This window comes from Saccharothrix sp. S26, assembly GCF_021390395.1.
Taxonomy (GTDB): domain Bacteria; phylum Actinomycetota; class Actinomycetes; order Mycobacteriales; family Pseudonocardiaceae; genus Actinosynnema.
Map to the genome: position 1 here is coordinate 233,422 of NZ_JAJUWT010000009.1, position 19,349 is coordinate 252,770.

Annotated in this window: 18 protein-coding genes; 10 read left to right on the forward strand and 8 right to left on the reverse strand. The window is 73.8% G+C overall.

The features are described from left to right. Positions 1-2 precede the first annotated feature (2 nt). From LZG04_RS16735 to LZG04_RS42575, 3 genes are all read right to left on the reverse strand, one after another. Entirely contained in the window at positions 3-1,649 is a 1,647-nt protein-coding gene (locus LZG04_RS16735; protein WP_233817942.1) for a class I adenylate-forming enzyme family protein, read from the reverse strand. Between the two features lie 212 nt (positions 1,650-1,861). After that, positions 1,862-2,755, reverse strand: coding sequence for a thioesterase domain-containing protein (locus LZG04_RS16740; protein WP_233817944.1), 894 nt, complete (start codon positions 2,753-2,755; stop codon positions 1,862-1,864). A gap of 17 nt (positions 2,756-2,772) precedes the next feature. Then, on the reverse strand, positions 2,773-3,918 hold the full coding sequence (locus tag LZG04_RS42575; RefSeq protein WP_233817946.1) for a glycosyltransferase: 1,146 nt from the start codon (positions 3,916-3,918) through the stop codon (positions 2,773-2,775). A gap of 57 nt (positions 3,919-3,975) precedes the next feature. Here LZG04_RS42575 and LZG04_RS16750 point away from each other — a divergent pair, with 57 nt between their 5' ends. From LZG04_RS16750 to LZG04_RS16760, 3 genes are read left to right on the forward strand one after another with little or no spacing between them, the layout of a single operon-like run. After that, a complete protein-coding gene (locus LZG04_RS16750) occupies positions 3,976-4,905 on the forward strand; it encodes a 3-oxoacyl-[acyl-carrier-protein] synthase III C-terminal domain-containing protein (RefSeq protein WP_233817948.1) in 930 nt (309 codons plus the stop codon). Between the two features lie 28 nt (positions 4,906-4,933). Further along, the gene (locus LZG04_RS16755; RefSeq protein ID WP_233817950.1) at positions 4,934-5,215 is read left to right on the forward strand and encodes a phosphopantetheine-binding protein; all 282 of its coding nucleotides are present in this window, start codon (positions 4,934-4,936) and stop codon (positions 5,213-5,215) included. Positions 5,216-5,221: 6 nt separating this feature from the next. After that, positions 5,222-5,998 (forward strand): hypothetical protein, encoded by a 777-nt coding sequence (locus LZG04_RS16760; RefSeq protein ID WP_233817952.1) that lies wholly within the window; start codon positions 5,222-5,224, stop codon positions 5,996-5,998. A 6-nt stretch (positions 5,999-6,004) separates the two neighbouring features. On the opposite strand, the gene LZG04_RS16765 is transcribed toward LZG04_RS16760, so the two are convergent. From LZG04_RS16765 to LZG04_RS16775, 3 genes are read right to left on the reverse strand one after another with little or no spacing between them, the layout of a single operon-like run. After that, positions 6,005-7,414, reverse strand: a complete 1,410-nt coding sequence (locus LZG04_RS16765) for a condensation domain-containing protein (RefSeq protein ID WP_233817954.1) — start codon at positions 7,412-7,414, stop codon at positions 6,005-6,007. Further along, the gene (locus LZG04_RS16770; RefSeq protein ID WP_233817956.1) at positions 7,407-8,642 is read right to left on the reverse strand and encodes a beta-ketoacyl synthase; all 1,236 of its coding nucleotides are present in this window, start codon (positions 8,640-8,642) and stop codon (positions 7,407-7,409) included. Before LZG04_RS16770 ends, LZG04_RS16765 begins: the two co-directional genes overlap by 8 nt. Then, complete coding sequence (locus LZG04_RS16775) at positions 8,639-8,854, reverse strand: acyl carrier protein (protein WP_233817958.1); 216 nt, start codon at positions 8,852-8,854, stop codon at positions 8,639-8,641. The genes LZG04_RS16770 and LZG04_RS16775 overlap by 4 nt, the downstream gene beginning before the upstream one ends. A 197-nt stretch (positions 8,855-9,051) precedes the next feature. On the opposite strand from LZG04_RS16775, the gene LZG04_RS16780 reads away from it, so the two are divergent. From LZG04_RS16780 to LZG04_RS16805, 6 genes are read left to right on the forward strand one after another with little or no spacing between them, the layout of a single operon-like run. Continuing rightward, positions 9,052-10,476 carry an AMP-binding protein gene (locus LZG04_RS16780; RefSeq protein ID WP_233817960.1) on the forward strand — a complete coding sequence of 475 codons (1,425 nt, stop codon included), beginning with the start codon at positions 9,052-9,054 and terminating at the stop codon, positions 10,474-10,476. After that, positions 10,467-11,243, forward strand: a complete 777-nt coding sequence (locus tag LZG04_RS16785) for a hypothetical protein (protein ID WP_233817962.1) — start codon at positions 10,467-10,469, stop codon at positions 11,241-11,243. The genes LZG04_RS16780 and LZG04_RS16785 overlap by 10 nt, the downstream gene beginning before the upstream one ends. A gap of 2 nt (positions 11,244-11,245) precedes the next feature. Continuing rightward, a complete protein-coding gene (locus LZG04_RS16790; RefSeq protein WP_233817964.1) occupies positions 11,246-11,746 on the forward strand; it encodes a phosphopantetheine-binding protein in 501 nt (166 codons plus the stop codon). Between the two features lie 2 nt (positions 11,747-11,748). Further along, a complete protein-coding gene (locus tag LZG04_RS16795) occupies positions 11,749-13,200 on the forward strand; it encodes an AMP-binding protein (RefSeq protein WP_233817965.1) in 1,452 nt (483 codons plus the stop codon). Next, positions 13,197-14,114 (forward strand): thioesterase domain-containing protein, encoded by a 918-nt coding sequence (locus tag LZG04_RS16800; RefSeq protein WP_233817967.1) that lies wholly within the window; start codon positions 13,197-13,199, stop codon positions 14,112-14,114. The genes LZG04_RS16795 and LZG04_RS16800 overlap by 4 nt, the downstream gene beginning before the upstream one ends. Positions 14,115-14,120: 6 nt before the next feature. Beyond that, positions 14,121-15,890 carry a hypothetical protein gene (locus LZG04_RS16805; RefSeq protein ID WP_233817970.1) on the forward strand — a complete coding sequence of 590 codons (1,770 nt, stop codon included), beginning with the start codon at positions 14,121-14,123 and terminating at the stop codon, positions 15,888-15,890. Positions 15,891-15,945: 55 nt separating this feature from the next. Here LZG04_RS16805 and LZG04_RS16810 read toward each other — a convergent pair whose 3' ends face one another. After that, positions 15,946-17,541 carry an ABC-F family ATP-binding cassette domain-containing protein gene (locus tag LZG04_RS16810; RefSeq protein WP_233817971.1) on the reverse strand — a complete coding sequence of 532 codons (1,596 nt, stop codon included), beginning with the start codon at positions 17,539-17,541 and terminating at the stop codon, positions 15,946-15,948. Positions 17,542-17,738: 197 nt separating this feature from the next. Next, positions 17,739-18,335: a TetR/AcrR family transcriptional regulator gene (locus LZG04_RS16815; RefSeq protein WP_233817973.1), complete on the reverse strand. Its 597-nt coding sequence runs from the start codon at positions 18,333-18,335 to the stop codon at positions 17,739-17,741. Between the two features lie 110 nt (positions 18,336-18,445). On the opposite strand from LZG04_RS16815, the gene LZG04_RS16820 reads away from it, so the two are divergent. Then, positions 18,446-19,276, forward strand: a complete 831-nt coding sequence (locus tag LZG04_RS16820; protein ID WP_233817975.1) for an SDR family NAD(P)-dependent oxidoreductase — start codon at positions 18,446-18,448, stop codon at positions 19,274-19,276. Positions 19,277-19,349: the final 73 nt, after the last annotated feature.

Genomic DNA, 19,349 nt, shown 5'->3' on the forward strand with positions numbered 1-19,349 from the left:
AGCTACCTCCCGCGGGTCGCGTCCGCCAGAACCCGTTGACGCATCAGGAACTTGCGCACCTTCCCGGTCGGGCCGACCGTCAACTGCCCGTCCGGCACCACGGCGACCCGCCGCACGGTGCGCGCCACCGCCTCGCCCAGCGCGGCCCGCACGGCGTCACCCCGGTCGAGCGCGGGGTCCGCGCCCTCGTGCAACACCAGCAGCACGTCGGTGACCGGGGGACCGTCCTCCTGCCGGGTCGCGATGACCGCGCAGTCGCGGACGTCCGGGCACCGGGCCAGGACGCGCTCCTCGGACAACGCCGTGTACAGCCAGTCGCCGCCGCCGAGGTCCACCGCGTCGTTGGCCCGGTCGAGGTGGTAGTAGTAGCCCTCCTCGTCCCGGTACATCAGGTCGCCGGTGAGGTAGTAGCCGTTGAGCCGGTTGCGGTAGGTGGCGGTCGAGTCGTTCCAGTAGCCGGGGGCCAGCGTCGGCGACTTGAGCCCGCACTGGCCCACCTGGCCGACCGGCACCTCCTCGCCGGTCGTCACGTCCAGCAGCGCCACCTCGGCGAACGGGTACGGCTTGCCGACGCACCGGTCGTAGCGGTCGCTGCCGGGCCGGTGGGTGATCGCGAACGCGCTGTGGCCCATCTCGGTGGAGCCGAGCGTGTCGATGAACTTCGAGCCGGGCGCGTCGACCACGCCGTCCGGGGTCCAGACCGGGTGGCTGCCGACCGCGACCAGCCGCCGGATGTGCGCCTCGTGCGCGCAGTCACCGGTGCTGGACCAGTTGCGGACCGAGCCCAGGTCGCGGCGGGACAGGTCGAACCGCGCCAGCTCCGCCCACGTGACGGCGAAGCCGAACACCCCGGTCGGCCGCCACCGCTCGATGGCGTCCAGCACCACCTCACCGCTGCGCTCGAACGGCCCGCCCTGCGCGGACAGGCACAGCAGCTCGTAGCCGTTGCAGAGCGCCTGGTTCACCACGATGATCCCGGCGGCGTGCGCGGCGGGCAGCACGGACATCTCGCGCACCTGCCCGTGCGGCCTGGCTTCGGTGAGCCGCACCGCGCGCACGGCGGCGAACAGGCTGTGGTGCGAGTGCACGACCGGCGTCGGCGTCCGGGTCGTGCCGGAGGAGTGCGTGATCGCCACGGGGTCGTCGTCGTGGTGGCGGTAGGGCGGCGGGGCCTGGCGCGGGTCGCCGGAGCCGATCTCGGCCGCGTCGCCCAGCACCGGCACGCCCAGTTCGTGCTCCCGCAGCGCCGCGTGGTCGGCGTCGAGCACCACGCCCACCCCGCGCAGCCGGCGCACGAACTCGGCGGCGACCTCGATCGGCATGCCGCCGTTCATCAGCGCCGGGATCGCGCCGAGGTGGTTGAGCGCGAAGAAGGTGAGGAAGACGTCGGCGGCCGAGGTGACGAACACCGCGACCGGGTCGCGTCGGCCGATCCCCTTGCGGGCGAACCACTCCGCGCGTGCGGCGACCCGTTCGGTGAGATCGCGCAGCGACAGCGGGGTCCACGCGGGTATGCCGTCCACGTCGACGTCGAACGTCATCCGGGGCGCGTCGAGGTCCGCGCCGTGCTCCAGCAGCATGGGCAGCACGTTGCCCGCGCCGACCCGCATGTCCTGCGCCAACGCGGTGCGCAGGTTGGCCCGACTCATGGGACCTCCCGGTCGAGGAAGAGGGGTGCCGCCGGCGGTCTCGGCGGGCCGGGGTTCCGCGTCGGCGGCGGTGCGGGGGGTGGACGGTGCGCGCGGCCCGTCGGCTGCGAAGGGGACCACCGGTCTCGTGAACCGTCCGGTCGCGGGCTCACCACCGACACTAGGTAAGCGTTTCCCCGCCGGCAATCGGGCTTTCGGACGCTTTTGGACGGTCAGGGCCGCGGTGGTGGCGCGGCCAGGTGGGCGGTGAGCCCCGCGCCGATCCGCGCGGCCGGCGCGGGCAGCAACATGTGCTCGTGCTTGCAGTCCACCGTGACCACGTCGATCGGTCGGCTCACGTGGTCCTGCCACGCCGCCAGCTTCACCTCGGTGCTGCGCGGGCTGTCGGTGGCGGCGAAGAACAGCACCGGGCAGCGGACCCGGCCGGGCCGGTGCCGTTGCGCCACCGCCACGTTGTTGCGGATCACCCTCGGCAGGGCGAGCAGCTGCCGGTCCGGCCACTCGTGCAGGCCCAGGCCCGGCCGCGCCCTGATCACCGCCAGCATCCGGCCCACCGGGTCCGGGTCGTCCGGCTCGATCACCGGCTGGTAGCCGAACTCCCGCAGCACGAAGTCGCACAGCAGCCACAGGTTGTCGTCGGCGACGCTGAGGGTGTTCGGCAGGTCCGGGATCGCGTCGGCGATGGCGAGCAGGCCCACCTCGTGGCCGCGCCGCTCCAGCTCCTCGGCCACGGCGTGTGCCGTGTTGCCCCCGTTCGACCACCCGAACAGGTGATACGGACCGTGCGGCTGGGTGATCCTGATCTGGTCGGCGAAGTCGCGGGCCAGCTCCGCCATGTCGACCGGGAGGGGTTCCGGTCTGCGCAACCCCCGCGACTGCAGGCCGTACACCGGGTGGTCGGCCACGAGGTGCGGCAACAACGCCAGGTAGCACCAGCTCGCGCCGACCAACGGCGGCGCGCAGAACAAGGCCGGCCCGGACCCGCCCTCCCGCAACGGCAGCACGAGGTCCAGCACCCCGCCCGCGGCGCGGATGTCGGCCCGGCGCTGCCTGGCCCACGCGAACTCCTCAGCCGCCGGTAACGCGCTCACCGTCGACCCGTCCACCCGACCACCCTCCCCGGTCACGCCTCGGCCGCCAACGCGACGAGGTGGGCGGCGGCCGAGGCCGCTCCCCCGGCGGCGGCGAACTCCGCCGCGATGCGACGCGCGTTGTCCCGGTAGACGGGCTCGTCCAGGACCGCCCGGACGGCCGCGTCCAGCTCGGCCACGGTCACGTCGAGGATCGGCACCTCGATGCCGGCCTTCGACCGCGCCACCTGCCGCGCCAACGCCACCTGCTCGGCCCGCACCGGCGCGACGACCATCGGTACCCCGAAGGTGAGCGCCTCGTTCACCGCGCCGCCCGCGTGGCACACCAACGCGTCCAGCTTCGGCATCAGGTCCAGCATCGGCACCAGCTCGGCGGTGATCGCGTTGTCCGGGAACGACTCCGCGGCCACGCCGGAGGTGACGAACACCGCCTGCACCTCGTCCGCCATGGGCGCCAGCACGGCCGCCGCGCGCTCGTAGAAGTCGCCGATCATGTGCCCGACCAGCGTGCCGACCGTCACCAGCACGTGGCGGCGGTCGGGATCCCACCGGTGCCAGGGGAAGTCGGGCGCGTTCGGCCGGGGACCGAGCGCCGCGCCCGTGAGCACCGTGCGTTCCGGCAGCTCCACGTCACCCACCAGGCCGCGGGTCATCAACGCGATCACCAGGTGCGGCGAGAACCTCGGGTCGACGGGCGCGTCGGCGGGCAGTCCGGCCATCGCCACCACCCGCGCCACCCGGTCGGCGACGAAGGCGTCGAACTCCGGCAGGTCCGCGGGCGGGGTCAGTTCGAGCGTCCCGGTGCACAGGGTCGCCCACCGCACGCCGCGGCGGTGCGCGACGAGCCCACCGGCCAAGGCGTACTGCTCGGTCACGACGACGTCCGGCCGGTGCGCGAGCACCGCCTCGTCGACGGGACCGATCGTGAAGCGCGCGAACGGGATCAGGTAACCGTCCCAGAGGGCGCGCAGCCCGGCCATGCCCACCTCGTCGTAACGGCGGTAGGCGCGCACGCCGGTGGGGTGCACCGTCGCATCCGGACCGACCAGCGGGCGCAGCACGTTCTCCGGGCCGCACCAGACGACGTCGTGCCCGGCGCGGGCGAGTTCCTGCCCGATCGCGAGCATGGGGTAGAGGTGGCCTTGCAGCGGCAGCACGACGAGCAGGAACCGCGACACCACAACATGGTGGCACACATTGACGTTCACCGGAACGACGTGGTGGGATCCCGAAGTGTGACCGCTCTCGACGCGGTGTCGGTGTACACGCCGGCTTTTCGCGTTCCCCTCGAAGACCTGGCCGAACCGCTCGGTCTCACCGACATCCAGGTCCGGCTCTTCCGGCGGTTCCACGGGCTCGACCGGATCCGGTTCGACCCGGACCGGTCGCTGGGCGAGCTGCTGCGCGCCGCGGTCGACGGGCTGACCGCCTTGCGCGGCCGGGAAGACCGCGTGCGATACGTCGTCCACGGCCGCGCGATGCCCGTCGTGGCCCCGTACCCGCACAACCCGCTGCACGACCTGTGCCGCGAGCTGGGGCTCGGTCACGCCCTGGCTTTCACCGTCACGCAACAGAGTTGCGCAAGTGGCCTGCTCGCGGTCGAGCTGGCCGGGCGGCTGCTGGCCGCCGACCCGACCGAGGGCGCGCTGGCGCTGGTGCTGACGGGCGAGAAGGCGTTCACCCGCGACGCCCAGCTGCTGCCCGGCACGTCGTTGTTCGGCGAGGGTTCGGCCGCGTGCCTGGTCAGCGCCGACGGTCCGCGTGACCGGTTGCTCTCCTACGCCTGCGCCCAGCGCGGCGAGTTCGACGCGGAGTTCGGCGAGCAGTCCGAGCGGTTCCAGCGCGAGTACCGCTCGTCGCTGGCCGAGGTCATGCGCCGGGCGGTGGCCGAGGCCGGTCTGGCGCTGGACGACATCCGGCTGGTCCTGCCGCACAACGTGAACGTCGTGACGTGGCAACGCCTGTGCCTGCTGATGGACTTCCCGGTCCAGCGCGTGCTGCTGTCGAACGTGCCCGACCACGGCCACCTGTTCTGCGCCGACGCGTTCGCCAACCACCGCACGGCCACCGAAGGCGGCCTGCTGCGCGAGGGCGACCACTACCTCGTCGCGACCGTCGGCGCCGGAGCCGGGGCGACGTTCTCCGCGATGGTGTTCCAGCACTGATCCCCGAAGTCACGTCCAGGAGGCCGACATGACCGCACCCGACGCCCAGCTCGACGTGGAACTACGGCACCGCGTGGTCGAGGCCATGACGACCGTGCTCAAGCGGTTGGTGGGGCACGAGGGGCCCATCACCGAGGACCTGGACATGGCCGACGGGCTGGGCGTCAGCTCCTCGATGGGCTTGGAGCTGCTGTTGGAGGTCGAGGAGCAGGTGGGCATCCAGATCGACGTCGAGAAGATGCGCCCGGACGAGCTGCGCACCGTCGGCGAGCTGGCCACGTTCATCACCGGCCACAGCCGGCCCTGGTGACCGGGGATGCGCCTGATCCGCGCCCGGCGCAGGAGTTTCGCCGGTGACGCCGAAGTCCTCGCCGACGACGATCACCGCGCCGAGGTGACCGCGTACTTCGCGGACATGGCACGTCCCTTCGGGACCGAAGCCGTTCCCGGGCTGTCCGGCCACTCCTACGGCGAGATGGCCCGGGCGTTGGTGGGCGCGGTCGTGTCCGCGGCGGAACCGGTCGACCTGCTGGTGCTGGCGTTCTCCGTGCACGACGTGTGGCCGGGCCGGGCCACGGCGACCTACCTCAGCCACCTGTGCCCCGGCACACCGCTGTCGTTCGCCGTGTGTGACCAGGGCACCGCGTCGCCGTTCACCGGTCTTCGCCTCATCCGCGACTACAACGTGCGGCGGGCGTTGCTGGTCGTGGTGGAGCAGGCGTGCCTTCCTTATCCCGCGGTGGCTCCGCTGCCGGCCGAGCACCGCGGGGTCGCCATGCTGTACGGCGACGGCACGGGCGCGCGGGCGACCGACCTGCGCCAGCACACCGATGTGGACGCCGGAGCCGTGCCGGACCTCGCCGCACGGGCGGTGGCCGAGCTGTCGGCCGGTCGCGACGCCCGGGTCGTGCTGAGCGACGCGCTCGCGGCCGTGTGGCCGGAGCACCCGGCCGTGCCGGCGGGCCAGCCCATCACCGGTGTCTGGTGGCACCTGGCGGAGGCGTTCGACGGTCCGGCCGACCTCGTGGTGGTCGGCGATTACGACCCCGACCTGCGCTACCTGAGCTTCGCGGCGGTCGCGGGGCTCGGCTGACCCGCGTCACGCCCCAGTCGTCGAGTCGACAGTGGACGGTCGGGCCGTGACCCCGGTGGGCACGCCGGGGTCGAAGGCGGCCCGCACCGCCACCTCCTCCACCGTGCGCAACAAGGTCTCCGCCTGCACGGCGGTGAACGCGGTCGCGTCGTAGACCAGTTGCAGGTACACGGTCTCCGGTCGGTCCTCGACCGCGACGAACAGCTGCTCGGCCACGTCGTAGCGGTGCCCGTCCCACTTCACGAACGTCTCCGGCAGCTTGGCCCGGATCGCCGCCGGCGTCACGTCGGCGTCCTTGGCCATCGCGTCCGTTCGCGGCCGCGTGCTGAACCTGCGGTCGCTGATCCGGCAGGCGACCGCCGCCGGGTGACCGCGTTCGGCGTCGAGGCGGGCGACCAGCTCGTCCAGTTGGTCGGGGTCGTAGTACGCGTGCAGCCACGCGACCGTCGCCGCCTGGCGCGCCCGGCCGACCACGTCGTCCACCGTGCCGTCGAGGTCGAGGGTGAGCACGGCGTTCTGGCTCAACGACCCGATGACGTCGGCCAGGCCGGGCCGGAACCTGTTGCCGGTGACGAGGTTCGCGGTGAGCGGGGTGACGCCGGTGACGGACCCGATCGCGACGGCGATCAGCGCGAGCAGCACCGCCGAGGTGTCGGCCCGGGTCCGTCGGGCGATCGCGAGCACGGCCAGGTGCGCGGCGGGCGAGTGGAACCGCGCGATGCGGCACCGTTCGCCCGGCCGGGTCTGCTTCGGGCCGCCGAACCCGGTCGGCGGCAGGCGTCGCAGGTGTCCCTCCCAGTACCGCATGGCCCGGTCGCTGATCCGCCGCGCCCGCGGCGACTGCTCGCGCCGGGCCAGGTCCGCGGTCCACGGCGCGTGCGGGTCCACCCGGCGGCCGACCAGCTCGCCGAGCCCGAGGTCGGCCATCACCAGCAGGGCGGCCGTGCCGTCGGCGACCAGGTGGTTCATCGCGAGCACGAGGTAGGCGGCCTCGCCGCGGTGCCGCATCACGGCCAACCGCACCGGCCACGGCTCGACCGGCTCCACCAGCCAGTCGACCCAGAGCCGGTTGCCGTAGTCGATCGCCTCACCGCGGTCCAGTTCGTCGGCGAACGTCACGACCTCCACGTCGACCTCGCCGGAACCGGCCACGACCTGGCACGGCCTGCCGTCGGCGTCCACGCCGAGCCGGGTCCGCAGCGCGGGGTGCTTGCCCATCGCGCGGCCGAGGCGTTCGGCCAGGCCGTCGACGGTCGCGCCGTCGGGCACGGGGTGGGCGCCGCTGATGTTGTTCGACCAGCCGCTGGCCCGCACGTCCCGCAGGATCGCCTTCTGCCCCCAGGTCAGCGGCGCCACGCCTGCGCCGGGCCCGGAGAACCGGACCGCGATCCGGTCGAAGGTGACCCGCTCAGCCACCGGCGCGCCCGAGGATCACGCTCACGTTGTGGCCGCCGAAGCCGAACGAGTTCGACATGACCGCGGCCACGTCGGTGGTGCGCGGCTCGCCGCGCACGTGGTCGAGGTCGCACGCCGGGTCCGGGTCGTCCAGGTTGTGCGTCGGCGGCAGCACGCCCTTGCGCAGGGCCATGATCGCGATGGACGCCTCCACGACCCCGGACGCGCCGAGCATGTGCCCGGTGACGCCCTTGGTGGAGCTGACCGGCGGCATGTCGTCGCCGTACACGCCCCGGATCGCCATCGTCTCGGCTGCGTCGCCCGCTTTCGTGCCGGTGCCGTGCGCGTTGAGGTAGCCGATGTCGGCTGTGGACAGTCCGGCATCCCGAAGTGCCAGCCGCATGCTCTCCGCCGCGCTGGAGCCGTCCGGGCGGGGCGTGGTCGGGTGGTAGCCGTCGCTCGTCGCGCCCCAACCGAGCACCTGCGCGTGGACGGTCGCGCCCCGCGCGCGGGCGAACTCGGCCCGTTCGAGCACCAGTACGCCGGCGCCCTCGCCGAGCACGAAACCGTTGCGGCGGCGGTCGAACGGTCGGCTGGCGGCGGTCGGGTCGGCCCATCCGCGCGCGAGGGCGAGCGCGTTGCCGAACGCGTCGGCGAAGGTCGGGAACAGCGGGGCCTCGGTGCACCCGCACACCACCACGTCCGCCTCACCGGACCGCAGGATGCGCACGGCTTCGCCGATCGACTGCCCGCCGGCCGCGCACGCCGTGCCGGAGGAGGACGTGTACCCGCGGACCCCGAACTTGATGGCGACCCGGGCCGCCGCCATGTTCGGCAGCACGCCGGGCAGCATGAACGGGCTGATGCCCAGGCGACCCCGTGTCGAGCGCTCGACGGCTTGCCGCGCCAGGGTTTCCAGGCCGCCCACGCCGGAGAGCACGATCGCGACGCGGTACGGGTCGACGTCCCGCCCCACCTCGATCGCGGCGTCGGCCAAGGCGTCTTCGGCAGCCCGCACCGCCATCACGATCGAGCGGTCGACTACCCGGGCGTCCTTCGGCGGGATCACGCTCTCCGGGTCGATGGCCGGGCCGATCGCGGCCACGTCCACCACACCGTGCAGCGCGTGGCCCTCCGGCGGGCGCACGAGCGCGGACCGGCCGGCGCAGACCGCGTCGAACACCTCCTCCACCACCGTGCCGACCGGGCTGACCAGCCCGATCCCCGTCACGGCAACGCCGCGGCTCACGTCGCGGAGGCGGTCTGCACGCGCCGCGCGACCTCGGCGCAGAACTCGCCGACCGTCATGGCCGCGAACATCTCGGCCTCGTCCTCCTCGAACCGGACGCCGAAGTGGTCCTCGACCCGCAGGGAGAGCTCGGCCAGGGCCAGTGATTCGAGGTCGGCTCCGGCCGGGCCCAACACCGTGTCGTCGTCCATGTCGGCGGTGCTGTACTTCATGACCGTCAACGATTCGAAAAGGAACTGGCGGATCTCTGAAGTCATGGCGAGCGCTTCCCTTCTCCGGGAGGTCAACGGGAATGTGCCCGACCGGGGTCGAGGCCGTCAAGCACGACTTCCGCCCCGCATACGGGCTATGGACCGCGGTTCGGCGCAGACCGCAGAATGTGCCCATGCCGCCGGCGACGCTCGATCTCGTGACGCACGAACAGGCGCCGCCGCGGGCGCCGGCCGTGCACCTCGTCGGCGGTCGGACGCTGTCTTACGGCGATTTGGCGGAACTGGTCCGTCAGGCCGAAAGGGCGTTGCGCCACGACGGCAAAGCGTTGGTGCTGTGCGCGGGCGACCGTGACCTGCCGACGCTGGTGACCTATCTCGCGGCACTGCGACTAGGCCACACGGTCGCATTCCTGCCCAGTTCTTCCGAAATTGTTTCGAAGTACCGACCGGAGTTCGTCGTGCCCGCCGCGGACGGTGCGGAAAATCTGCCCGACCTCGGTTACGAACCCGTCGGCCGGTTGTTCGACGGTTCGAAAATGTTTCGCCGCCGGGCGGCGGGGCCGGCCGACGACATCTTCGCGGACACGGCGTTGTTGCTGGCCACCTCGGGCACGACGGGCAGCCCGAAAGCGGTGCGCCTGTCCTACGGCGGGCTGGCGGGCAACTCGGCCGCGGTCGTCCGCGCACTGGGCATCACCGCCGCCGAGCGCGCGCCGACCACGTTGCCGATCACCCGCGCCTACGGCCTGTCGATCGTGAACAGCCACCTGCTGGCGGGCGCGAGCATCGTGCTCACCGACCGGTCACCGCTGTCGCTGGCCACGTGGGACCACTTGACCAGGGCGGGCGCCACGTCGTTCGCCGCCGTGCCGACGACCTACGCGGCGTTCGGCCCGGCGCACGAGAACCTGTTGGCGCGCACACGGATCCGCACGATGACGCAGGCGGGCGCATGGCTGGGCGACGAGCTCACGTTGCGGTTCGCGGAGCTGATGCGACGGCGGCAGGGCCGGTTCTTCCCGATGTACGGCCAGACCGAGGCGACCTCGCGGATCGCCTGCCTGGACCCGGCCGACCTGCCGGACCGCCTCGGTTCGGTCGGGGTCGCGGTGCCCGGCGGCACCATCACGGTCGAGCAGACGCGGGTGCACGACCGCGCGCGGCCCGGCGAGGGCGCGGTCCACTACCGGGGACCGGGGGTCATGCTGGGGTACGCGACCGGGCGCGAGGACCTGGCCCGGGGCGCGGAGGTGGACGTCCTGGACACCGGTGACCTCGGCTACCTGCGTGACGGCTACCTGTACCTGACCGGCCGCACCAAGCGCATCGTGAAGGTGCTCGGCGTCCGCACGAGCCTGGACGACCTGGAGCGGCTGGTGGAGCGGCCGGACCACCCCGCCGCGGTGGTGGGTGGTGAGGACGACGTGGTGTACCTGTTCGGTGCGGGCGACCCGGCCGTGCACGAGGGGCAGCGCCGGCGGCTGGCCGAGGCGCTGGGCGTGCCGGCCAAGCACGTCGTGGTCCGCCACGTCGACCGCCTGCCCCAGACAGCAGGCGGCAAGGTCGACTACCGGGCGCTGACGGCGGCCGTGCGGACGCGGGAGGTCGGACCGTGGAACTGACCCACTGGCGGCTGTTGGCCGAGCGGGGTGCCGACCTCGTGCTGTGCCTGGACTTCCCGGGCGGGCGGGCCGCGGCGGGCTTCGCCGAGCTGGCGGCCGGCGTCACGGCGGACGCCTGCTTCCTGCACATAACCCAGCCGGGCGAGGGTGCGCTGGGCGCGTGCGTCGACCGCTGGGTGGCGGAGGTGTCGTCGACCGGCCGCCCGGTCCGCGCCGTGCTGGGCTACTGCGCCGGGGCCGCCCTGGTGCCCGCGGTCGCCGACGCGGTCGCCGAGTCCGGCCCGACGCCCGCGACCGTGCTGTTCGACGCCGTGACGACCAGCGCCGGCTCGATCGCCCACGAGTTCACCAACGCGCTCGCGACCTCGGCCGACCACCTGACCGCCGACGAGCTGGACGGCGCGCGGTCGTTGGCCGACGGTCTGGTCGAGGCGCACCCGGACGACCTACCCCGCATCGCCGCCGCGCTGGTCGAGCACTACGACGGGTTGATGGGCGAGGTGGCCCGCAGGCTCTCGCTCAACGAGTTCTTCCGGCGGCAGCTCACCGGCGGGTTCACCGCGTACGTGGAGTTCCTGCTCCTGGCGGGCCAGGGCGGTTTCGACGCCCGCCGCGGCACACCGCTGTTCGTGTCCTCGAAGGACCGCCAGCCACCCGCCGACGCCACCCGCACGCTCGCGCTGGACGTGTCGCACACCGACCTGCTGCGCGAGGCCGAGGTGCACGGCCTCGTCGCCGAACTGCTGATGGGAGAGCGCACATGGTGAGCATGGCCGAGATAGCCGCCGTGCTGTCGGCGCATCCGGGCGTCGGCCGGGCCGAGGTCGCGGTCGTGCCCCATGACGGGCGGGACGTCACCGTCGCCGCCGTGGAGCTGATGGAGTACCTGAGCGGGCCGGTGCTGCGCAACCACGTGCGGCGGCAGCTCGGCGAGGACTGCGGGCTCAACGGCGTGCTGGTCGTGGATCGGGTGCCGTTGGCGGGCGGCGCGGTGGACGTGGAGGAGCTGGCGGCGGCGGTCGCGGACGGTCGGTGCGCGCTGTTCGAGGACCCGCGCGACGACGTGGAGCGGCGGGTCGCGGAGATCTGGTCGGCGCAGATGGACGTGCGGCCGGTCGGCGCGACCGACGACTTCCTGGAGCTGGGCGGTGATTCGCTGTCCGCGCTCGGCATCATCGCCGCCATCGAGGCGGAGTTCGACCGCCCGCTGGACGTGTACGAGTTCATGAGCGCGTCCAGCGTCCGCCGGCTGGCCGAGATGCTGCGGTAGCGATGAGCCTCTCCGTGCAGGAGCGGATCACCGCGATCGCCCGCGCCGAGCCCGAGCGGACGGCGCTCGTCGGGTTCGACGCGGACCTGGCCGAGCAGTCCGTGACGTGGCGGGAACTGGCCGAGTCCGTCGCGGACGGGGTGGCGGCGCTGCGGGCGGCGCTCGACCCGGGCGTCGAGTCGTGCGTCGTCGTGGAGGCGGCCAACACGGTGGCCGCGGCCACCGCCATCGCGGCGGCGCTGGCGGCCGAGGTCGCCGTCTTCCCCCTCAACCCGGCCACGCCGCAGGCCGAACGGGACGTCCTGTTCGGACTGCTCGGGCGCAGGTTCGGCCACGTGCACGTGGTGGGCGGCCCGTCACCGGTCGCGACCGCGCCGGTGCCGCACGGCGAGCCGGTCGCGTACCTGCTGGCGACCGGCGCGAGCACGGGCGTGCCGAAGATCTCGGCGAAACCCGGTCCCCTGCGCTACGACCCGGCCCGCACACCGTCGCTGGTGATCCGGCAAACCGGCTGGCGGACCGGTCAGCGGCAGCTCATCGTCGGCCCGCTGTACCACGCCGTGCCGTTCACGGTGTTCGTGGACGCGTTGCTGGACATGAACACCGTCGTGCTGCAACCGTTCTTCGCTCCCCAGTGGACGGTGGAGCTGCTGCGGCGGCACCGGGTCGAGTGGGTGCAGTTGACGCCGACGCACATGCGCGAGATCCTCAAGCTCGCGCGCCCGGACCGGGAGAGCTTCGAGAGCCTGCGGGCGCTGCTGCACACCGCGGCCCGTTGCGACGACGACACCAAGCGCGGGTGGATCGACCTGCTGGGCCCGGAACGGGTCTTCGAGCTGTACGGGGCGACCGAGGGCATCGGCGTGACGCTGGCCCGCGGTGACGAGTGGCTGGCCCGGCCGGGCACGGTCGGGCGTGGCGTGCTGACCCAGTTGCGCGTCCTGGACGACTCCGGCCGGCCGGTGCCGCCGGGCGCGTCCGGCACCGTGTTCATGCGCACGCCGCAGCGCGTCGGCCGGTCCGACTACGTCAACGACCAGGTGGTCCGCGCCACCCCGGACGGGTTCGCCACCGTCGGCGACCGCGGCCGGGTCGACCCCGACGGCTACCTGTACCTCGAACCCCGCGCGCACGGCACGATCAACGTGGGCGGGGAGAAGGTCGACCCGGACGAGGTCGAGGCCGCGCTGCTGGCCCACCCGGCGGTGGTCGACGCCGTCGCCGTCGCCGTGCCCCACCCGGCGCTCGGGTCGGTCGTCGGCGTGCACGTGGTGCTGCGGCCGGAGGCGAACGTCCGCAAGGCCGACCTCGCCGCGCACTGCGGTCGGCGGCTGGCCGGCTACAAGATCCCGAAGCACTTCACGTTCGTCGACCGGCTCCCCCGGTCGGCGGCCGGGAAGGTCCAACGCTGGCGGCTCGCCGCCGGCCACGAGGGCGGTGCACCCACACGATGAACCCGACCGCGGACGACGTGCTCGACACCGGCTACCGGCACCCCCGCACGCCGGTGGAGCTGTGGCTGGCCCGGCAGTGGCAGGAGGTGATCGGGTTCGCCGTCGGCGTCGGGGAGAACTTCTTCGAGCTGGGCGGCAACTCGCTGGACGCGGCCCGCGTGGTCAACGCGGTGTTCGAGGAGTTCGGCGTCCAACTGCCGTTGAACGTGATGGCCGAGCACCCGACCATCGAGGGTCTCGCCACGCGGTTGCGCGACCGCAACGCGCTCCTGGCCGACCCGCTGGTCCTGCTCCAGCGCGGTGACGGCACCCGGCCGCCGCTGTTCCTGGTCCACCCGGCCAACGGGCAGGTCGGTGCGTACTGCCAGGTGGCCCAGGCGCTGGGCGAGGAGTTCACCGTGTTCGGGTTGCAGGCGACCGGCCTGCACGCGGACGCGGACCCGTTGCGCGCGGTCCCGGCCCTGGCCCGCGCATACCTCGACGCGGTCCGGTCGGTGCGGCCCACCGGCCCCTACTTCCTCGGCGGCTGCTCGACCGGCGCGGCGATCGCCCACGACATGGCCGCGCGGCTCGACGACGTCCGGCTGCTGGCGGTGATCGACGACGACCTGGTGGACGGGGTCGACGAGCCGGGGTTCACCGGGCCCGTGCCGGACCCGGCCGAGGTCGTGGACCGGTGGCGGGCGCGCGGGCTCGTGCCGCCGGACGAGACGCCGGCGTTCGTGACGCGGGCGTGGCGCGTGTGGCAGGCCAACCAGGACGCCCTCCGCGACTGGCGGCCACAGCCGTACCGGGGTCCGCTGGACGTGGTCCGGTCGGACGGGCGGTCGCCGATCGCGGGCTGGCCGGAGTCCTCGGTGGGCGCGGTGCGCGAGCACGCCGGCGTGGCCGCCCTGCGCGAGCTGATCGGCTGACCGGCGATGACGACCTCCTTCGACACCGACCGGCCCCGCCGGCGGCGGGTGCGGCTGACCCGGGTCGGCTCGCTCCCGGTGGCGTTCACCGGGCACCGGGCGGGCGCGGGTCCGCTGACCCTCGGCCAGCTCAACACCGTGCAGTGGCTCAAGCTCACGCCCGACCACGTCGCGGCGGTGCTGTGCGTCGAGCTGCCCGTGCCCGACGGCGTGTCCACCGAGGACGTGGCCGAGGCGGTCGCCGTGCTGGTGGCCAGGCACGAGGGGCTGCGGACCACGTACGAGTTCGGCGAGCACCCGCGCCAGGTGGTCGCGGCGACCGGCGTGCTGACGGTCGAGGTGTGCTCGCTCGGCGAAGGGGCGTGGGGGCCGGCCGACCGTTCCACCGTCGCCGGGAAGCTCGTGGCGTGGCTGCGGGAGCGGCGCGGCACGGTGGCCACGGCGGTGCGGCTCGCGGTGGCCACGGGCGAGGACGGGGTGGTCGTCGCGTGCGCCGCCGGGTTCTCGCACCTGGCCGTGGACCTCGGCGCGATCGAGGTGGTCAAGCGCGAGTTCGCCGAGCTGCTCGCCGACCCCGCGCGGCGCCAGGTGGGCCCGCCGCGCCACCAGCCGCTGGACCAGGCCGAGCTGGAGGCCACGCCGGTCGAGCGGCGCCGCACCCGGGCCGCGCTCGACTACGTGCGGGAGCAGTCGTTGCGGATACCCCGGTGCCTTTACGCGTTGCCGGGCGCACGGCCGACCGGCGAGTCACTGGCGGTGGAGCTGTCGTCCCCGGCGGCGGCGATGGCGGTGCGGCAGGTCGCGGCACGCACCCGGGCCAGCCGGTCGGCCGTCGTGCTCAGCGCCGTCTGCGCGGTGCTCGCCCGGCGCACCGGGTACCGGGAGCTGGTGTTCCCGCTGCTGTCGAGCAACCGCTTCGACCGCCGCCTGGCCGGGTACGTCGGCACGTTGGCGCAGGGCGCGCTGGTGACGGTCGAGGTCGGTGATCGCGGCTTCGACGCCTTGGCCAAGCACACGTGGACGGCGGTGCTGGAGGCCAGCAGGCACGCCAGGTACGACGGCGCGGAGCGGGCCGCGATGGGTGAGCGGATCGAGCACGAACGGGGTCTGCGGTTCCTCTACGACCCGTTGTTCAACAGCCTCGTGCCGGAGTCCTGGTCCGGCGCCAACGCGGGGGTGAAGCACCGCCCGGAGCAGATCACCGCCGCGTTGGCGCGGACCGAGCTGACCCGGCGCCCGGTGCACCGCAACGGCACGCCGGTGAGGTTCGGCCTGACCGGCGTGGACGACCGCCTGCGGCTCGACCTGTGGAGCGCGGACACCGGCCTCGTGCCGCAGGCGGAGGTGGAGTCGTTGTTGCTGGCGGTCGAACGCCTCCTCGTCGGTGCCGCCGGCGGTGACCTGACCGCCGACCGCATCCGCGACCTGGTCGGCCTGGAGCCGATCGCCCGCACCCCGGACTGGGTGCTGGTCGACAACTGCTGGGTCGACCTGGCCGAGACGCAACGACTCCTGGACGAGGCCCTCGCGCCCTCGACGGCCCGGATCTTCCGCTCGGCCGGGGACCACGACCTGGTCGCCTACCTGACCGCCACCGACGCGATCACCACCCCGGAGCAGGCCCACGCCCGCTGCCTGGCCGCGTTGCCGGACCACCTGAACACCCTGACCCCTCGCCACTACGTCCTGTGCCCCACCGCCCCGGAGGACCCGGCGGACGTCGCCGCCTGGCCGGCACCGCTGAGCAGCGGCACCGGGCGGATCCCGGCCGAGTGATCCGGGGCGACGGGCCCACCCCGAGGGGGACGCCGGGCCCGGCGTCCCCCTCCGCTCACAGGGCCAGGCGGGGCCAGGACTCCGTGTCGCGCAAGAGTTGCCGGTCGTGGGTGGCGATCACCACGGCGGCCGGGGTGGAGTCCAGGGCGGCGGTCAGTTCGTCGACCAGCGCCGCCGACAGGTGGTTGGTCGGCTCGTCCAGCAGCAGCACGTGCGGCCGGGAGGCCAGGACCAGCGCCAGGTCCAGCCGCCTCCGCGCGCCGACCGACAGCTCCGCCACCGGCCGGTCCCGGTCGTGGGAGGCGAGCAGGCCCAGGTCGGCCAGGCCCGGTCCGGCCGTCCCGCAGCGGGCCAGTCGTTCGTCGTGCAGCTCGGCCGCCGTGCGTCGGCCGGGCGGGTCGGATTCCTGGCCCAACCACCCGACCCGCCCAGACCGCGTGCACGTGCCCGTGCTCGCCCCCACCCGGCCGGCCAGCACGGCCAGCAACGTCGACTTGCCCGCGCCGTTCGGGCCGGTGACCACGAGCCGGTCGCCCGAGCGCACGGCCAGGTCGACCGGGCGGGTGAGCCTGCCGGCCACGGTGACGCCCTGCGCCCGCAGCAACGTCGCGCCGGGGTGCTCGGGCAGCTCCGGCATGGCGAACCGGGTCGGCGGCGGCGGGACCTCCACCACGTGCGCGTCCAGCTCTTCCTGCCGCCGGTGCACCGCGCGCACCAGGCCCGGCGCCCGCGTCGCGCGGGTGTGCCTGCCGTGGCCCTTGTCGGGCCGCCAGTTGTCGCGCAGCCGGTTCCGCGCCGCGGACAGGTCGTCGGCCAGCCGCTGCCGCTCGGCGACCTGCTCGGCGTGCAGTGCCTCCCACCGGGCGCGTTCGGCCCGCCGGGCCTCCAGGTAGCCGGCGTAACCGCCGCCGTGGACGCGCGGCCGGCCGTCGCTGGACGGGTCGAGGTCGACCACCGCGGTGGCCACGTCGGCCAGCAGCGCCCGGTCGTGGCTGACCAGCACGACCACGCCCGGGTGGGCGCGCAGCCGTTCGGTGAGGTGGTCCAGCCCGGCCGCGTCGAGGTGGTTGGTCGGCTCGTCCAGCAGCAGCACGGCGTGGCCCGCGCCGAGCAGGCACGCCAGCCGCACCCGGTGGCGCTGCCCGACCGACAGGGTGCCGAGCGTCCGCGCCCGGTCGGCCACGGCGTCCAGCGCCGCCAGCGACACCTCGACCCGCCGGTCGGCGTCCCACGCGTCGAGCGCCTCGGCCTCCGCGAGCACGGCGGCGTAGGCGTCGTCCGCGCCGGGGCGTCCGGCGGCGAGCGCGTCGGTGGCGCGTTCCAAGCGGGCCAGGACGTCGCGCACGCCGGCCAGTTCGAGGTCGATCAGGTCGCCGACGGTGTGCGTGGCGTCGAGCGGGATCTGCTGGTCGGCGACGCCGACCGAGCCCGCGCGGCGCACCTCGCCGCGGTCGGCGGGCAGGTCACCCGCGAGCACGCGCAGCAGGGAGGTCTTGCCGCGGCCGTTCTCGCCGACCACGGCGAGCCGGTCACCGGCCGCGGCGACGAGGTCGACGCCGGCGAGCACGGGCCGGCCGCCGAAGGAGAGGTGCACGTCGGACGCGCGGACGTGCGCCGCGCGCACGAGCGCGGGCGAAAGCTGGGACGCCATGAAGGAACTGCCTCCGGTGAAGGTGATGAGCGGGAAGGACGAAGGCCGGTAGCGCGAACCGCGGTACCGGTGGAGGCGTCGTCCCTCAGAGGAAGAACAGGTGCTGCATCACGTGCCCGAGGGTAGGGCGGGCCGTGGCCGTGGCGCACCCGGATTTCGCCGGGCGGCGGGTGCGTCCGGCCACCGGGTGCCCGGCGTCACGCGGGGCGGAACGCGCGCAGCACGGCGTCGACCAGCGCGTCGGCGAACCCGTCGTCCAGCGGGCCGGAACGCAGCAGCCAGCGCTGGGCCAGCGGCGCGTACAGCAGGTCGAGCACGAGGTCGAGGTCGGCGTCGGCGGCGAGCTGGCCCGCGTCCTGAGCGCTGCGCAGCAGCCGCAGCTTCGCCGCGCGCATCGGCTGCTCCATCTTCTCCCGGTAGAGCGCGGCGAGGTCGGGGTCGTTGATGATCTCGGTGTTCAACGCCCGGATCGGGGCTTCGAACGCGGGGTCGGCGAACTCGGCCGCGGTCGCGCGCAGGACGGCTTTGAGGTCGGCTTCGACGTCGCCGGTGTCCGGCAGCTCGATGCCGCCGTCGGGGTGCTCGCTCAACGCCAGCAGCGAGTCGAACACCACCGCGCCCTTGGACGGCCACCAGCGGTAGATCGTCTGCTTGCCGACGCCGGCGCGCGCGGCGATGGCCTCGATGGTCAGCTTGGCGTACCCGAGCTCGCCGATGAGCTCGCGCGTCGCGGTCAGGATCGCGACGCGGGACCGTTCGCTGCGGCGGGTGCGGTTCGGCGTGGGGCTGGCCATGGCGGCACTCTACTGGAACGAGACGGTTCGTCTTGACTCGTGCCCGAGCGTGTGCCTACAGTACGCGTCGACCGAGACGAGACGTCTCGTCTAGATACTGGGGAGCTGTCATGACGCGCGACCACACCGACCCTCGCACCTGGTTCATCACCGGCGCGTCCCGCGGCCTGGGCCGTGCGTTCACCGAGGCCGCGCTCGCGGCGGGCGACCGGGTCGTCGGCGTCGCCCGCGACGTCACACCGCTGGCCGACCTGGTCTCCGCCTCCGGCGGCCGGCTCGTCGCCTTCCCGTTGGACGTCGCCGACCGGCAGGCGGTCGTCGCCGGGGTGCGGCGTGCCTTCGCCGAGTTCGGCCGGCTCGACGTCGTCGTCAACAACGCGGGCGGCGTGGTGCTGGGCATGGTCGAGGAGGTCACCGAGGAACAGGCCCGCGCCCACTTGGACACCAACTTCTTCGGTGCCCTGTGGGTGGACCAGGCGGTGGTCCCGCTGCTGCGCGAGCAGGGCTCGGGTCACATCGTGCAGGTCTCCTCCATGGGCTCGGCGGGCGGCTTCGCGGCGACCGGCCTGTACAGCGCGGGCAAGGCGGCGCTGGACGCGGTGAGCGAGGCGTTGGCGATGGAGGTCGAGCGCTTCGGGATCAAGGTGACGATCCTGCAACCGGGCGGCTACCGAACCGACCTGTTCACCCGCGGCCTGACGATGACCGACGAGAACCCCGCCTACGCGCCGCTGCGCACCTGGCTGCACGGGTTGTGGGCCGAGTCGGAGGACTGCGACCCGCGGCTCGCCGCGGCCGTGCTGATGCGGGTGGTCGACCTGCCCGAGCCGCCGAAGCGGCTGGTGCTGGGCGGCACCGCCTACGACATGGTCGGGCAGCTGGCGCAGTCGCGCGCGGACGAGCTGGCCAAGTGGGAGCACCTGAGCCGCGAGGCGGGCTGAGGCGTCCGGCGGGTTCCGCCGCCGCCGCGGAGGAGGATGATTCACCTGGCGGCGGTCGTGGGAACGGGGTGTG

Coding starts and splice junctions, on each gene's coding strand:
- LZG04_RS16775 (WP_233817958.1), bottom strand. CDS start 8,854: ATGAAGTACAGCACCGCCGACATGGACGACGACACGGTGTTGGGCCCG.
- LZG04_RS16800 (WP_233817967.1), top strand. CDS start 13,197: ATGAACCCGACCGCGGACGACGTGCTCGACACCGGCTACCGGCACCCC.
- LZG04_RS16810 (WP_233817971.1), bottom strand. CDS start 17,541: ATGGCGTCCCAGCTTTCGCCCGCGCTCGTGCGCGCGGCGCACGTCCGC.
- LZG04_RS16795 (WP_233817965.1), top strand. CDS start 11,749: ATGAGCCTCTCCGTGCAGGAGCGGATCACCGCGATCGCCCGCGCCGAG.
- LZG04_RS16755 (WP_233817950.1), top strand. CDS start 4,934: ATGACCGCACCCGACGCCCAGCTCGACGTGGAACTACGGCACCGCGTG.
- LZG04_RS16790 (WP_233817964.1), top strand. CDS start 11,246: ATGGCCGAGATAGCCGCCGTGCTGTCGGCGCATCCGGGCGTCGGCCGG.
- LZG04_RS16805 (WP_233817970.1), top strand. CDS start 14,121: ATGACGACCTCCTTCGACACCGACCGGCCCCGCCGGCGGCGGGTGCGG.
- LZG04_RS16735 (WP_233817942.1), bottom strand. CDS start 1,649: ATGAGTCGGGCCAACCTGCGCACCGCGTTGGCGCAGGACATGCGGGTC.
- LZG04_RS16815 (WP_233817973.1), bottom strand. CDS start 18,335: ATGGCCAGCCCCACGCCGAACCGCACCCGCCGCAGCGAACGGTCCCGC.
- LZG04_RS16820 (WP_233817975.1), top strand. CDS start 18,446: ATGACGCGCGACCACACCGACCCTCGCACCTGGTTCATCACCGGCGCG.
- LZG04_RS16760 (WP_233817952.1), top strand. CDS start 5,222: ATGCGCCTGATCCGCGCCCGGCGCAGGAGTTTCGCCGGTGACGCCGAA.